The organism is Acinetobacter sp. V110_1, assembly GCF_031798975.1.
Taxonomy (GTDB): Bacteria; Pseudomonadota; Gammaproteobacteria; order Pseudomonadales; family Moraxellaceae; genus Acinetobacter; species Acinetobacter nosocomialis_A.
On record NZ_JAVQNN010000015.1, the window covers coordinates 109038 to 123105 of the forward strand.

Annotated in this window: 15 protein-coding genes and 1 pseudogene; 3 read left to right on the forward strand and 13 right to left on the reverse strand. The window is 39.1% G+C overall.

The window, feature by feature from the left end:
• Nucleotides 1-124: 124 nt before the first annotated feature.
• Entirely contained in the window at nt 125-901 is a 777-nt protein-coding gene (locus RMA95_RS05135; RefSeq protein ID WP_263614707.1) for a TSUP family transporter, read from the reverse strand.
• A gap of 19 nt (nt 902-920) precedes the next feature.
• On the reverse strand, nt 921-1826 hold the full coding sequence (truB, locus tag RMA95_RS05140) for a tRNA pseudouridine(55) synthase TruB (RefSeq protein ID WP_263614708.1): 906 nt from the start codon (nt 1824-1826) through the stop codon (nt 921-923).
• Nucleotides 1827-1979: 153 nt separating this feature from the next.
• Here truB and RMA95_RS05145 point away from each other — a divergent pair, with 153 nt between their 5' ends.
• On the forward strand, nt 1980-3014 hold the full coding sequence (locus RMA95_RS05145) for a lipase secretion chaperone (protein ID WP_311069785.1): 1035 nt from the start codon (nt 1980-1982) through the stop codon (nt 3012-3014).
• A gap of 114 nt (nt 3015-3128) precedes the next feature.
• Nucleotides 3129-4070: a triacylglycerol lipase gene (locus RMA95_RS05150; protein WP_311069816.1), complete on the forward strand. Its 942-nt coding sequence runs from the start codon at nt 3129-3131 to the stop codon at nt 4068-4070.
• A gap of 52 nt (nt 4071-4122) precedes the next feature.
• Here RMA95_RS05150 and rplS read toward each other — a convergent pair whose 3' ends face one another.
• From rplS to RMA95_RS05205, 11 genes are all read right to left on the reverse strand, one after another.
• Entirely contained in the window at nt 4123-4491 is a 369-nt protein-coding gene (gene rplS, locus RMA95_RS05155) for a 50S ribosomal protein L19 (RefSeq protein ID WP_002051668.1), read from the reverse strand.
• Between the two features lie 236 nt (nt 4492-4727).
• Entirely contained in the window at nt 4728-5462 is a 735-nt protein-coding gene (trmD, locus tag RMA95_RS05160; RefSeq protein WP_311069786.1) for a tRNA (guanosine(37)-N1)-methyltransferase TrmD, read from the reverse strand.
• Nucleotides 5463-5507: 45 nt separating this feature from the next.
• Nucleotides 5508-6056 (reverse strand): ribosome maturation factor RimM, encoded by a 549-nt coding sequence (rimM, locus tag RMA95_RS05165; protein ID WP_311069787.1) that lies wholly within the window; start codon nt 6054-6056, stop codon nt 5508-5510.
• Between the two features lie 20 nt (nt 6057-6076).
• Nucleotides 6077-6328, reverse strand: coding sequence for a 30S ribosomal protein S16 (gene rpsP / locus RMA95_RS05170; RefSeq protein ID WP_000260334.1), 252 nt, complete (start codon nt 6326-6328; stop codon nt 6077-6079).
• A 147-nt stretch (nt 6329-6475) separates the two neighbouring features.
• Nucleotides 6476-6940 (reverse strand): type IV pilin protein, encoded by a 465-nt coding sequence (locus RMA95_RS05175; protein ID WP_311069788.1) that lies wholly within the window; start codon nt 6938-6940, stop codon nt 6476-6478.
• On the reverse strand, nt 6934-7410 hold the full coding sequence (locus RMA95_RS05180; protein ID WP_311069789.1) for a type IV pilin protein: 477 nt from the start codon (nt 7408-7410) through the stop codon (nt 6934-6936). The genes RMA95_RS05175 and RMA95_RS05180 overlap by 7 nt, the downstream gene beginning before the upstream one ends.
• Before the next feature lie 13 nt (nt 7411-7423).
• Nucleotides 7424-11125 (reverse strand): PilC/PilY family type IV pilus protein, encoded by a 3702-nt coding sequence (locus RMA95_RS05185; RefSeq protein ID WP_311069790.1) that lies wholly within the window; start codon nt 11123-11125, stop codon nt 7424-7426.
• A gap of 19 nt (nt 11126-11144) precedes the next feature.
• The gene (locus tag RMA95_RS05190; protein WP_311069791.1) at nt 11145-11924 is read right to left on the reverse strand and encodes a pilus assembly PilX N-terminal domain-containing protein; all 780 of its coding nucleotides are present in this window, start codon (nt 11922-11924) and stop codon (nt 11145-11147) included.
• Nucleotides 11921-12958 carry a PilW family protein gene (locus tag RMA95_RS05195; RefSeq protein WP_311069792.1) on the reverse strand — a complete coding sequence of 346 codons (1038 nt, stop codon included), beginning with the start codon at nt 12956-12958 and terminating at the stop codon, nt 11921-11923. Before RMA95_RS05195 ends, RMA95_RS05190 begins: the two co-directional genes overlap by 4 nt.
• A gap of 1 nt (nt 12959) precedes the next feature.
• The gene (gene pilV, locus RMA95_RS05200; RefSeq protein ID WP_311069793.1) at nt 12960-13460 is read right to left on the reverse strand and encodes a type IV pilus modification protein PilV; all 501 of its coding nucleotides are present in this window, start codon (nt 13458-13460) and stop codon (nt 12960-12962) included.
• Nucleotides 13457-13906, reverse strand: coding sequence for a GspH/FimT family pseudopilin (locus RMA95_RS05205; RefSeq protein WP_304591404.1), 450 nt, complete (start codon nt 13904-13906; stop codon nt 13457-13459). Before RMA95_RS05205 ends, pilV begins: the two co-directional genes overlap by 4 nt.
• On the opposite strand from RMA95_RS05205, the pseudogene RMA95_RS05210 reads away from it, so the two are divergent.
• A pseudogene (locus RMA95_RS05210) lies at nt 13815-14060 on the forward strand (hypothetical protein); the annotation flags it as partial. The gene RMA95_RS05205 and the pseudogene RMA95_RS05210 sit on opposite strands and share 92 nt — an antisense overlap.
• Nucleotides 14061-14068 lie beyond the last annotated feature (8 nt).

The window sequence follows — 14068 nt, forward strand, 5'->3', positions numbered from 1 at the left end:
GACTATTTTTTACACAGTTTTCTTTCTAGTAAATTTCTGTAATGATTTTTATATTTCTAATTTTAGATGATACATAAAAAGTATGAACTGTCCGCGAGAATCAGCTCATACTTTTAAAGTTAATTTAGCCCGTCACAAAAATTTGATAACCTAAACGGCAAATCAAAATACTCACTAAAATTAAAAAGATAATACGCACAAAACCACTACCGTATTTGAGCGCAGTACGCACCCCAACAATAGAGCCTATAACGTTTGCAGCCGCCATCATTAAACCAATATGCAAAATAGCGTGACCAGTCGGAATAAGAAAACTCAACGCTGCAAGGTTAGTCATGAAGTTACCGATTTTTGACAATGCTGAAGCATGTAAAAAGTCGACTTGCAAGAAGCGGATAAAGAAAAAGATAAAGAAGCTTCCAGTACCCGGTCCAAAAATACCGTCGTAGAAACCAATCGCCAAACTACCAATACCTGCTAAAACTAGCATTTTCGTAGTAATTTTTTGCTCAGTATGAACTTGTCCAAAGTTCTTTTTAACCAAGGTATAGATGGCAATTACGATCAGCATTACAAACACAAAAGGACGTAATACAGATTGAGGAATAAGCGATAAACAGGCTGCACCAGCAAATGAGCTAATCAAAGCACAAATGGCAATGACAGCTAAAAGCTTCCACTGCAACTTCACTCTTTTTGCAAAGGTATAAGCAGCCGATGCAGTACCAAAAATGGATGAGACCTTATTTGTACCAATCACCGTAGCAGTCTGCATGGTTGGAAAAGTGCTCATGATACCGGGAATCTGGATGAGTCCACCGCCACCAACAGCAGCATCAATTGCTCCCGCAGTAAACGCAAAAAAGATCAAACTAAGGATAACATCCCATTCCATGCCCATGCTCTATACTCTACATCTACTACAAATTTAAGATACGCTTAGGTACCAACCGTTTTTTATCAGTAATCTCAGCCAAACCTAAACAGCGCTCACCCGAAAAAACCAAAACTTCTGCTTCTGCAGAATGATCAATATTGCTTTCTAAACCATTGCAAAAATATTTTTCCCGTCCTTCGGGAACCTGTATTTTTAAGAAATGGTCAATTGGCGCATACACTGGTAGTAACAAAGCTTCTCTTTGCTCTTCCGTTAAGCTTTCTAAATATTCAATGGTGTAACTTGGGATTAATTCAAAATGCCCAGTTTGAATACGGTGAAGCATGGTTAAATGACCACCACAGCCAAGAGCTTCACCAATATCTTCACCTAACACACGAATATATGTTCCTTTAGAACAGGTTACATCCAGAGTGATACTATTTTCGGTAAACTCAATAAGCTCTAAAGCATAAATCGTAACTGGACGCGCTTCACGTTCAATCTCTATCCCTTTCCTGGCAAGCTCATATAATGGCTTACCCTCTTTTTTTAATGCCGAATACATCGGTGGAACTTGTTGAATATCACCTCTAAATTTTTCTAGAGTTTGCTCAATAAGCTCTTGGCTAAGAACAGGAACAGAACGTTCTTGTAAAATATCGCCTTCTACATCACCAGTTGTTGTCGTTTGTCCCAATCGAACAGTCGTTTGATAACGCTTTGTTGAGTCCAGCAAATAATGTGAAAACTTGGTCGCCTCTCCCAAACAAATAGGAAGTAAACCGGTCGCTAATGGATCTAATGCGCCAGTATGACCCGCCTTTTGGGCACGATACAGCCAACGCACTTTTTGCAAAGCGGCGTTTGAACTAAGCCCTAATGGTTTATTTAATAGAAATACACCACTGATATGGCGACGAGAAATTTTTTGATTTTTTGTCGTCATTTTTACTGGAACACAAAGCTAGAGAAAAGTGCCGACATGTTAGCAAATTCGACAAGATATTTTCACAATATTTAGGTGCCTTTTCACTTATTTTATGGCACATTAATAATCGAGTAAAAAAACAACAAATTAAAACTTTAGGAAGATATCTTTATGCAAAGGATGCAGAAAAAGATATGGTGGTGTGTGCTCGGATTTTTTATTTTGAGCCTCATTGCATGTGTATATTGGCTAAGCCCAGACTCAAAAAATACTTCATCTCGACTCAATCAGGATGAGGCAAAAAGCTTAGCATCTACTCCTCAAACCACTTCAAAGTCATCGTTAAGTGGAAATGCTTATTTAAGCCAAAGTCAGCAAGATACCCAAGTTAACTGCCAGTTAAAAATTGATAGCTCTCAACATTTAGTTGTAAATAGCCAAACTCGGGACTGCTTTGAATATTTTATTACGCAGTATGGGGAATCCAATTTACAACAGATTAAAACTCATTTTGATAAATTTATACAAGATCAGTATTTAGAACCAGCCCGTTCACAGATTATTGACTTGTGGACCCGTTATTTAAAATACCGCGAACAACTTGCACAAATTCAACCGTCTCAATCTAAACAGCAAGATCAAAGTTATTTTCAAAAGATCTTCAGTTCAATTCAAGATATCAGAAAACGTTACTTCTCTATCTCTGAAATCGAAGGACTCTTTTCAACAGAAGATATCTATCAGAACTACACGTTAGATCGTATGAAAATTTTAGAAGATTCATCTTTAAGCGAAATTGAAAAAGCTAAAAAACTTAAAGAACGCTTTGAGCAATTACCACAAGATTGGCAACAAAACCTACAAGAACTATCAAAACTTGATGATTTGCATACCCTGACTAAACAAATTAAAGCGCGTAATGGCTCAGCAGAGGAACTTCGACAAATGCGTACAGCTCTCGTTGGAGCCGAGGCAACACAAAGATTAGAAACTTTAGATACACAGCGTAATGCTTGGCAACAGCGAGTTACAGGCTACTTAAATCAGCGTGATGAAGTCCTACATAGCAATATGAGCGATAGTGCTAAAAATCAAGCAATTCAACAACTCCGCCAACAACAATTTAACTCATCACAGGAACAACTTCGTCTTCAAACTTTTGAAAAAGTCCATGATCAAGGAGGTGAATTACCATTTAACTACTAGGCTTTTCTATTTTGAAGTTAGCCGAACCTTATCCAGCAGTAAAAGCTGCTGCTCATACAAAATAAAAATAGTGAGTAAAAAATGAAAAGGAACTTAATATTTTTCTGTGCTGCAATGCTCTCAGGACTGAGTGTTTCAGCAACCCATGCCACAAATGCCGAGCAAGTAAAAAGCTCATTTGTCTATTCGAATTATGCCCAAACCAAATACCCATTAGTTTTTAACCATGGTATGGCCGGTTTTAGCAGAGTTGGGACAGATACGCTTGGTCTCGATTATTGGTATCAGATTCTTCCTGACCTTGCTCGTAACGGAGGAAATGTCTGGGCAACAAGGGTTTCACCGTTTAACTCAACCGAAGTTCGCGGAGAACAACTTGCCCAACAAGTAGAAGAAATTATTGCTATTACCGGAAAGCCTAAAGTCAACTTGATCGGACATAGCCACGGGGGACCAACGGTTCGCTATGTCGCTGGTATCATGCCAGAGAAAGTTGCTTCACTTACTACTATCGGAGCACCTCACAAAGGATCTCCAATGGCAGATGTCATCCTGAACGTTGAGGGTACTCCTCTATCTGGACTGGCAACATTAGTAAACTGGTTTTCAGCAGCGATTACTTGGGCAGAAGGCCTAGACCCAACCAGTTATCCCCATGACTCTTTAGCTGGTGCTCACAGCTTATCTACGCAAGGTTCTGCAAAATTTAATGCTCAGTTCCCAATGGGTGTTCCTACCACTTCTTGTGGTGAAGGTGCTTATCAAGAGAAAGGCATTTATATGTATTCCTTCTCTGGCAATAAGGCACTGACCAATCCATTAGATCCTTTTGATATTGCATTAACGGGAAGCAGCCTGGTTGTCGACCCATTTGGGGATAATGATGGACTAGTTTCTAGATGTAGCGCTAAATTTGGTAAAACTATCCGCGATGATTACAACTGGAATCATTTAGATGAAGTTAATCAAATTATGGGGATACGTTCTATTTTTGCAGCAGATCCTGTGTCGGTTTACCGCCAACATGCTAACCGTTTAAAACTTCAAGGACTATAATTTTTAAACAAAAAAATGCGCCGAAAGGCGCATTTTTTTACTCGGTATAAGCTTACGCTTTACGAGCTGGTAATTTTTCACGAATACGTGCAGCTTTACCAGACAAGTCACGGAGGTAGTAAAGTTTAGCACGACGAACGTCACCACGACGTTTCACTTCGATTTTAGCAACAACTGGTGAGTGAGTTTGGAATACACGCTCAACACCAACACCGCTAGAAATTTTACGTACTGTGAACGCAGAGTTCAAACCACGGTTTTTCTTAGCGATTACAACGCCTTCAAATGCCTGAAGACGTTCACGGTCACCTTCTTTTACTTTAACTTGAACAACTACTGTATCACCAGGAGCAAATTCAGGAAGGTCAGTTTTTAACTGTGCATTTTCAACAGCTTGAACTAAAGGATGTTTACCACTCATTGTGGGAATCTCCATATGTGCGGAGTCAGAAGAGGTCTGATTTTCCGCTGGGGATAGAGGCTAAAGCGCATATCAACCCGTTTAACTTTCCCTTTACGACAATCGTAAAGAGCCTTAAGTACACATAAATCTATAAAGTAAAAATAGATTTATGCTTCTAACTCGAAGCATTGCTTCTCGTCTTATTGTAGAACTTTCGTTCCTGAGAATAACGGTTAAGAATTACCACCATTCTCTTATATATCTTTTAGCCATTTCTTCTGCTGCTTAGTCAACTCTACTTTTTCTACCAACTCTGGTCGGCGTTCTAAAGTCCGTTGATATCGCTGCAAAAAGCGCCATTTTTCAATATTGGCATGGTGCCCTGATTTTAAAATTTCAGGAACATCCAACCCTTCAAACTGGTCTGGCTTAGTATATTGTGGACAATCTAGAAGACCATCTACAAAAGAATCCTGTATCGCTGATTGCTCATCTGACATTACATTCGGTAAACGGCGAATAATACTATCAAGCAATACCATGGCAGGTAGTTCACCGCCAGATAAAACATAATCCCCAATTGACCATTCCTGATCAACATAATGCTGGATTAAACGTTCATCGACGCCTTCATAACGCCCACACAATACAATTAAGCCGTCATAATCAACAAACTGCTGTACTGCCTGTTCATTTAAAGTCTTGCCTTGTGGAGACATATACACCACAGGTACATGAACACACCCTGCTTGCGAAGCAAGTTGTTTGGCATGCTTAATTGCTTTTGCCAGCGGCTCAGCCATCATTACCATACCAGGACCACCACCAAATGGACGTTCATCCACTCTTCGGTAACTCCCTTCAGCAAAATCACGTGGATTAATACAAGTTACTTGCACAATGTCACGTTTTGCTGCGCGCCCGCTAATCCCGTAGGCTGTAATCGCTTCAAACATTTCAGGAAAAAGCGTAATGACTGCAAAAAACACCGCAGACTCCTCTATTTTCCTGCTGCGTTAATCCTCTAAAAAGGATTAATAATCTACGCCCCAATTGACGTAAATGCGACCAGCTTCAAGATCAACGCGTTGTACCACATCTTTATGCCAAGGAATCATGCGTTCTTCTGAATCAATGCTGTCTGGTGTAGCACGTACAACCATCACATCATTAGCTCCAGTTTCAAACAACTCATGAATTTGCCCTAAGTTAACTTCCTGTTCATCATCATCAAGTCCTAACACTGTTAAGCCTTTTAAATCTGACCAGTAGTACTCATCTACATCTGCTTTTGGCAGTTGAGATTTAGCAATCCAGATATTAGCGCCAACCAAGCTCTCCGCACCAGTGCGATCACTTACACCTTTCAAAGCGACAACTAGGCCTTTGCCATGTGGTTTCCAACGTTTTACATCTATTGTTTGCCAACCGGCCTTGGTCTCAATGTACCAAGGCAAGTAGTCAAACATGTTGCTCATAGGTTCTGTATTGGAATACACCCAGAGCCACCCATTCAATCCATAAGCTGAACGTAACTGTCCAATCTGAATACGATCTTCGGGAACATTCTGTGTTGGTGTCATGGGCTACCTACTACAAAAAATTATGCAGTAGCTTTTTTAGCTTGAGCAGCTAAAGAAGCAACACGTTCAGAAGGTTGAGCACCTTGAGAAACCCAGTGAGCAAAACGGTCTGCATCTAAACGAAGTTTTTCTGCTTGACCTTGTGCAGTTGGGTTAAAGAAACCGATACGCTCGATGAAACGACCATCACGTGCATTGCGGCTATCAGTCACAACGATTTGATAGAATGGACGTTTTTTTGCGCCGCCACGTGCTAAACGAATAACAACCATGATAAAAGCCTTATAATTCTTACGGATTATCCCTGCGCCGACCATCGGCAACACTTCAAACCCCTTTCATAGAGGGCGACATTCTACGTGATTTTCACCCTGAAAGAAAGATTAAATTTTGAGTTATCCGCAGTTTTGAATTTAAATTTATTTGCCATCCCAATTCGAAGTTGCAGAAGGTACGCAAGCTGTACCATTGTTAATATCGGTTCCCTTTGTCCAACAACGCTCACCCCGATAATTTAAGACGATATGCCCATCTCCAGATTGTGGAGTATTTGCAATCGGCGTCGCAGTCAATATCCATGTTTCAGCATTTAAAGCCCCTGCCGTCACTGGAGTCAAATTTACTGTATAAAGAGCTGTGCCTTGTATAGGATAAGATGATCGGACACCTAAGGCTGAAGCGGTTGCTCCACTAACTCTTAAATTAGCTATTTTATAACGCTGAATCTGCATGGAAAGCTGTTGCAGCGTAGCTTGCATTTCCACACGCTTGGTACGGCGGATATATTCTTGGTAAGAAGGGTAAGCTATCGCTACTATAATCGCAATAATTGCTACAGCAATCATTAACTCAATTAAGGTAAAACCCTTTATTTTATTTACCATGTCTCAGCTCCAGTGCCACAAGTTATATAAGTAACATTGCTAGTGGCTTTATTTTTACAACGTAATCCGTTACTACCAAACAAATAAGTAAAATTATAAGGATCGGAAGCCTCTGCTCGAATCACCCAGTTTTGCCCTAAAGCCGTAGGATCTGTTAAAGGTTTCGTTGTATCGTCACCATCGCGTACCGTTATTTTATATTTAATAGCACTACCAGTCGCTCCCATAGGCAAATTTACAGGTGATGTAGCACCCATAGAAAAGCCTTTGTAATTAAAATTTCTAGCTTTTTGACGAGCAAGTTGTACTGCTATTTGTTGCATTTGCTGTTGTGCACGCGAAGCATCAGCACGCAAAACGTAGGCCTGATATGAAGGGATTGCTACTGCCGCAAAAATAGCAACAATCACGACCACAACCATTAGCTCAATAAGAGTGAAGCCCAAAGAATACGTGAACTTACGTTTCATCACCTATCCCTTCCTAACGGACATACCAGCGCTGTGGTATTAAACACATTTTGCTACTACTAGAGGCAATAATACCGCCGATAGTGGTGACACCACGGTTACCCATATTTACACAATAGTTCTTATTATTAGTACTTCCATTACCGTCACCGCCGCCACCGCCACCGCCACCGCCACCGCCGCCGCCGCCGCCGCCGCCGCCGCTACCACCATCATCTACAACAGTAGTATCTTGAATACCCGCCCCTTGTGAACAACTTGTACCAGGCGCACACTGAACACTAACATTTTCAGCTGCTAGAGTAGATTGGCTACATTGTCCAAAAGGCATACAGAACTGATTTAAAAAGCTTTCGCCTTTTACTCCTGCTCCACAATCTCCAGACATACCTGCTTTTCCACCATCAAAAGTAGAAACAAACATACGATGATTTAATACGATTGGTGTTGAAAACACTTTAGCATCTTGAATATTGGTCGACTTAAATTGATAGAACCATCCACGGGTAGCAGAAAGTAAAGCGATTGCACCATTATCATATGTATTCCAATTTGAATTAGTAATTTCCCCCAATTGATTAGTATTTGTGATTGGAGTTTGATATACAAAATCAGCTTTATATAAATTTCTATCTGCTACATCTTTATCGTAAATATTATATACCGCATCATAATTATAACCTTGGCCCGAGGCATACTGAGCTAAGGGTTTACTACGATTACCACTACCAATAGAAACAACGGCAAACGTTGTGCCATTATAGTCATACACTGAAAATGCAGGCATTTCATAAAAACGTGGACTAGCAGCACCATTATTTAAATTCAATAATAATTGTGGAGGCTTAGCAAAGTTTGCATTTGTTGCCGCAGTGTTATCTAAATCTATACGGAATAGTTGACCACCTAAATCACCAAAATAAAGATGATCAATCAAACCATCACCATTTCGATCTTCGGTACGAATTTCACTTACTACGCTATATTTTAAATTATTGGATTGAGTATAAGCTTCGGCACCTTGAGCTGTAGTCGCTTTAGCACTAGCCCACCAAAGGAGCTTACCGTTATCAGCGTCAAACATATATACACCTGCACCTTGGCTAATGCTCGGGTTATAGGTATCACTTTCATAGCCTTCATCATAACCACCGCCAACAAACATTACTCGTTTACGTTCAGTAGTTTTACCATCGCTTTTCTTCCAATTTACCCAGCCAATACTCGGCTTAGACCAACTTTGGCCCATATTACTTAATGCAGCATAAGTAGTAGTTGTACCGTTATAATAGGTTTTCTGTTCATCAGGAGATATTTGGAACAGTAACTTTGGATTACTCATATCTTGCAAATTGAGTGCATAATAACTACGCCCTCCCATTCGCAAACCGCCATACACGATCTGCTTCCCTTCTTGAGAACCATAGCCTTTACCGACAGTGAGTCCTTTTCGACTACCATCTAATACATACTGAGTATAACTAGCCCAAGGTCCATCAATACCATAATATAATTGATCGACCCCTCCATTCATGGCATCGTTTTTCAAAAATGCTTCGGGTTGTTTCTCGATCATTTCATTTGGTACAAAGGTGAATACTTCTTTTCCGCCATTACTATCCACAGAAGTACTATCATTTTTACCAGCCTTAACTATATGTAAAAGCCCCTGTGTTGTGCCAAATAAGACATAGTCTTCACGATTTTGAGTATCAATTACGCCATTTGTATACGTAATTTGACCACTATTGGTAATTAATAGTGGTGAGGAATGCATTAACGCACCAATCTGTCTTAAAGAAGTGGACGGAGTAGCATTAAGAACTAAATGATCAGGATCCTTTGCTTGAGTCACAGTCATTGGATACCCAAGCAACGCCATTAAATAACCGCGTTTCCCATCAGTTTGGTACGTCGCATCTGTTAAATCGGATTTTTTAATTTGTCTTAGAGTTGTTGTGGTTGAACCGTCTGCACTTCGATTCGTCAAAAGATTACGATTCTCTTGTGTTGTTTGATTCATTGTTAGGAGTAACTGTGACCACGCTCCTCCTTTTAGAGTGTAGCTATTACTCCCAGGCGTATTGGAATCAGAATTATCATTTGTACTGTCATTATCGGTATATGCCCAAAAGTCACGATTTGGAAGTATTTGTCCCTTTGTAGCAGTTGCTGTACTAATTAAAGTACTATTATCACGATCTTTTAAAATACCATTAACTACTGCATATTTTTTGAGATTACCCGCCCAAAGTTGATAGTTTTTATCTGGAGTCGGTTGGAACTGAGGGAAATAAGCCTGTTTTTGTAATACAGCAGGGTTAAGACTATCTTTAGGAATGGTAGGTGAACCTGTGGTTACTGCTGGAATCTCCGAACCTAAATCTCCAAGAAATGCATTTACACTATTTACAACGTCTTGAGAGCTTGAACCAGAATACCAACCACCACTTGCATTAACACCCCATTTCGCAGCTTCTTTTTGATTTGCTGATGCAGTAGAGTTGTTAATATTTGCCAAGTTGTCAGCTAGAGAAAGTGACCTATTAAAAGATGGAATAATATTAAAATCACTTCCAAAGCCAACAACAGCAGTCTTAATCTTTAAACCAACAGGGTTACTGCCATTGTTTAGTAAAAATTGTGAAAACTGTTGAATACAATTCCAGCCTGTATCGCTATCCGTACAAGCAAATGTTTTACCACTTAAAGCTTTCTTCATTAATCCTGATGCTGAAGAGTTTCCATTTGGATCACCATCAGTTAAAACATAAATACCTTGACCACTACACTGTGTAGTACTCCCTGTCATTTGTTTAGTAATACTATCGGGACGTACATAGCTCCCTCCACTGGTTGCACCTGTACCAGCATAGTTAAAACCACTATTACTTAGTCCTTGAGTGGTGGTACCCATTAAAGAAGCCGCTGCCTCTGCATAAGCATTAGCTGTCGGAGTACCACCTCTGGCACCAAGTTTTGCAATTTCTTCTATTAGTATTCTTCTTTGAGTTTTACCATTTACAACTGCATCTAAACGTCGAGCTGGAATACGGACCTGCCCCGTTAAATTGTCTGCAGCAGTCGGCTCACCAGCAGTATTAAATTGCGTTGGACGGGAGAAAGTCGTCAGACCAATTAATTTATCATCAGAAACAGGTAAGATTCCTTTACTAGTATTACCGTTAAGCAGATCAATCATGCCATCTTTTACACGAGTAATACGATCAGGATATTGAGTATTCGGACCAGCCTTATAGTAATAAGTACTATAATTTGAAGACATTGAGGTCAAACCACTAGTAGAAGGTGCACTCTTTAACTTAGTTGTACAATCACTTTGCGAACTCGAATTACCACAACTATACCAAGATGTCCCCGACTTCATATAATAGTAAGTTGGAGCAGTTGCAGTACAATAATAACGCTTATATTCTGCAATTCCATTACTCGACAACACATTGTTATAACCCGTCTGCACAACATTACTGGGGATATCACAGGCACTAGCATCATTTTGAAGTTGCGGATATCCCATAGAGCCTGAAATATCCAATACAAACATTAAAGTAATATCACCAGCTTTTGCTTTTTGATAAATATCAATATCACTAGCCTGACTCACGCTACTCGCTACTAACCCAGTACATAAAGCAGCTACCGCACTTGTTAAAAGCTTTGGATGATATGAAAACTTTAAGTCTTTCTTATCCATTATTATTTTCCCCAATTAATTAAAAATCTTGTGCAATAGTGTATTCAGTGACATTGGTGGTAAATGGAACATTTAAGCTTGTTAAACACTCTGATACTGACCTTAAAGGATTATCTAAGTCGGATTTATTAGTGACATCTGGCACTGCCGTTCCATCTGGAAGTGTCACTTCACTCATGTGTTGTTGTAGACACTTGTTAATATCAGCATGACTAACACTACTTAAACTTGGCATTAATGACACAGCAAATACTTTGACTCGTTTAGCTTCTTGGACTTGTCCTTCTTTTTCATCAAGACCACGAGTTCGAGCATAAAATGGGTCATCCTCCCCAACAGTCGAAAATTTAACTGCGACCTGAGTCATAACTGCCCTACGACCACTGGTAAACCAGTTATTGGTTGTATCGACTGCATCGCAATAACCATCTGTACCTAATGCATTATTAGTAGGTGCACTATTTCCGTCTATCCACTGCATTAAGCTGGCACGTCCAATATTAAAAAAGTCACTTTGATCTCCGCGATAACAAAAGACTAATTCCTTATTTTTGTCATTTGCATTGCTGATATAACCGAAAAGACCTGTTGCACTTAAACTCTGAATTAAGTTAGTTGGATTCTCTATTTGAAAGAAAGAAGCGTCTGAATTTTGCAATATCAATTGCTGCACTTGGCTATTCGTCGCTATATTTAAATTAATCAAACCTTTACGAATGGCTATTGTGCCAATAATCATAATTGCAACTAAGAAAATGAGTACAACAATTAACGCTGAGCCACCCTGCTTCAGTTTCATTTCCCACGCTCCCCAATTACATTACGCAAGGTAATGGTTTGTGATATCACTTGACGCACATATTTTTTTGTCGAATTCGTAGGCTTTTTTACTGTAATCGTTTGGTCCAATACTGAAAATTGTTGGTCATCTTTAATTGCGACTTCTGCACCGACTGGTTGCAATGAACGTGTTAATAATCCGATTTGAACTGAAACAATACGTGGACGAGGAGCAGTCAAACTTAAATAATCATGTATTGAAATATAACGTCGCCCAGAATTTCCTTGGACATTCAGTAAAACCCGAAAATAATCCACACGTTTCATTATAATTTCACCTGCATCCCCATAACGAGTTATAGCAGTTGGGCTCCCTGTTAGAGGGTAATAGCCAGCATCACAAGCAAGTGCTAAAGGTTGATTAGGTTCATCACTATTATTTTTATCGTCTTTACGTAAAAAATATCGTTGGACTATGACTTGACGGCCACTAGCAAGAGGAAAATTCAGATTATTTCCTTCACAATCTGTACCGCCTATATATTCATCATCAGCTTGAGTTGCGGTACCTTTAGTATCAATTGTATATTGCGGTATATATTGAATAACGAGTTGGTCACTAGCAATATCACTTCCATTACTTTGGACGTTTGATGCTCCAGTCCAAGCATTACCACTACCAACACTATCCCCCTGACTACGAGAAAGTAGATTAGGATTAGCAGTTACACCAACAATAGTTTTATAAAGATTACTAAGAGGCTCGTTAGCCGCATCTTTAGCTGAATTAATTGCAGAAGTTAAGACAATACCACCATAAGCAGTTTGATCATCAATAACCGCTTTTGGATTATTTAAGTTTGCAAGGCGAATATCTTGAGTTAAATAGTTAAGGCCAAAATTTGCATTATCTTGCACATCAGAAACACCTATCTGCATAGATAAACTTTTTTGACTAGACAAAAATAATAATATTGCAGCAGCAGTAATTATGAGACCTAAGGCTAACGAAATTATTAATTCGATTAATGTAAAACCCTGATGTTTTTTCATTTTAATAGGCCTCCATAATCACACATGTTGAATTATCGTTATATGAAGTATCTTGAGTACAATCTCCTACACCAGTGCCATTCGTTGCACTAGTATCGCCCCATGCAATATAAATACATTGACGATTATTAGTTTGTGGACAAGCAACCATATTCATAGTCATGCCTAAAGAAGACGCACTATTAACAACTTGTGCAACATCAAAATCTGCTAGCTCCGTATCAGTACAATTGTTTTGAAAGCAATTTTTAGCGAAGTCTGTTTGTTTACTGGCATCTTGAAGTTGCTGGTTATATACAGTTAAAGAATTACGATTAACTCTAATCCGTTCGGCAAGATCACGCGCCAATGTAATTGCTTGAACACGCGAAGTACTTTCTGCACTTGCTTCTAAAGCTCTATACTGCAAAGCAATAAAGCCTAAAATGCCAATTGCCAAAATCAGCAAAGCAACTAAAATTTCAATCATACCCATACCACGCTGGAGTCCAAGGCTCTTCATGAACATGTCCCCATTGTGATTGACTGAATTGATCCCATTCTTGAAACACTAATAATTTTTGATTTATTACCGGATGCCGTATTACAAATTTCAAAAGTTGTATCTCCGGTTGCATCTTTTACCAAACCGGACATTAAAAATACTATAGAAGTATTAGATCCTGTCTTTAATTGAGCTTTTCCACTTGGCATCCAATCGATTTGATTGTCAGTATCTGCAATATAAGTAGAATTTAATTGCACTTTAACTTGTCTACGTTCTACTACAGCTTTCATACGTGCCTGATTTATACTTGAAACTAGATCTTCTGTGCTTCTATTTAAATTTTGGTTATTCAACATATCCCCAAACATTGGAACAGCCATAGTTGCAATAATAGCCATCATTACAATCGTCACTATGAGCTCAATTAAGGTGAACCCTTCTTGCGGAATAATCCCCCTCATCCCCATAACCCCAAATGAACTTAAAAATTTTATTTCTATATAAATTTTACGTTTTACTTTTACAAAACGAATACAAACCAGATAAAGGGTATAAAAAAACAGATAACTGTCATATCACAATTATCTGTTTAACTTTTTAAAATCAGTATGTTAAACAAGTCA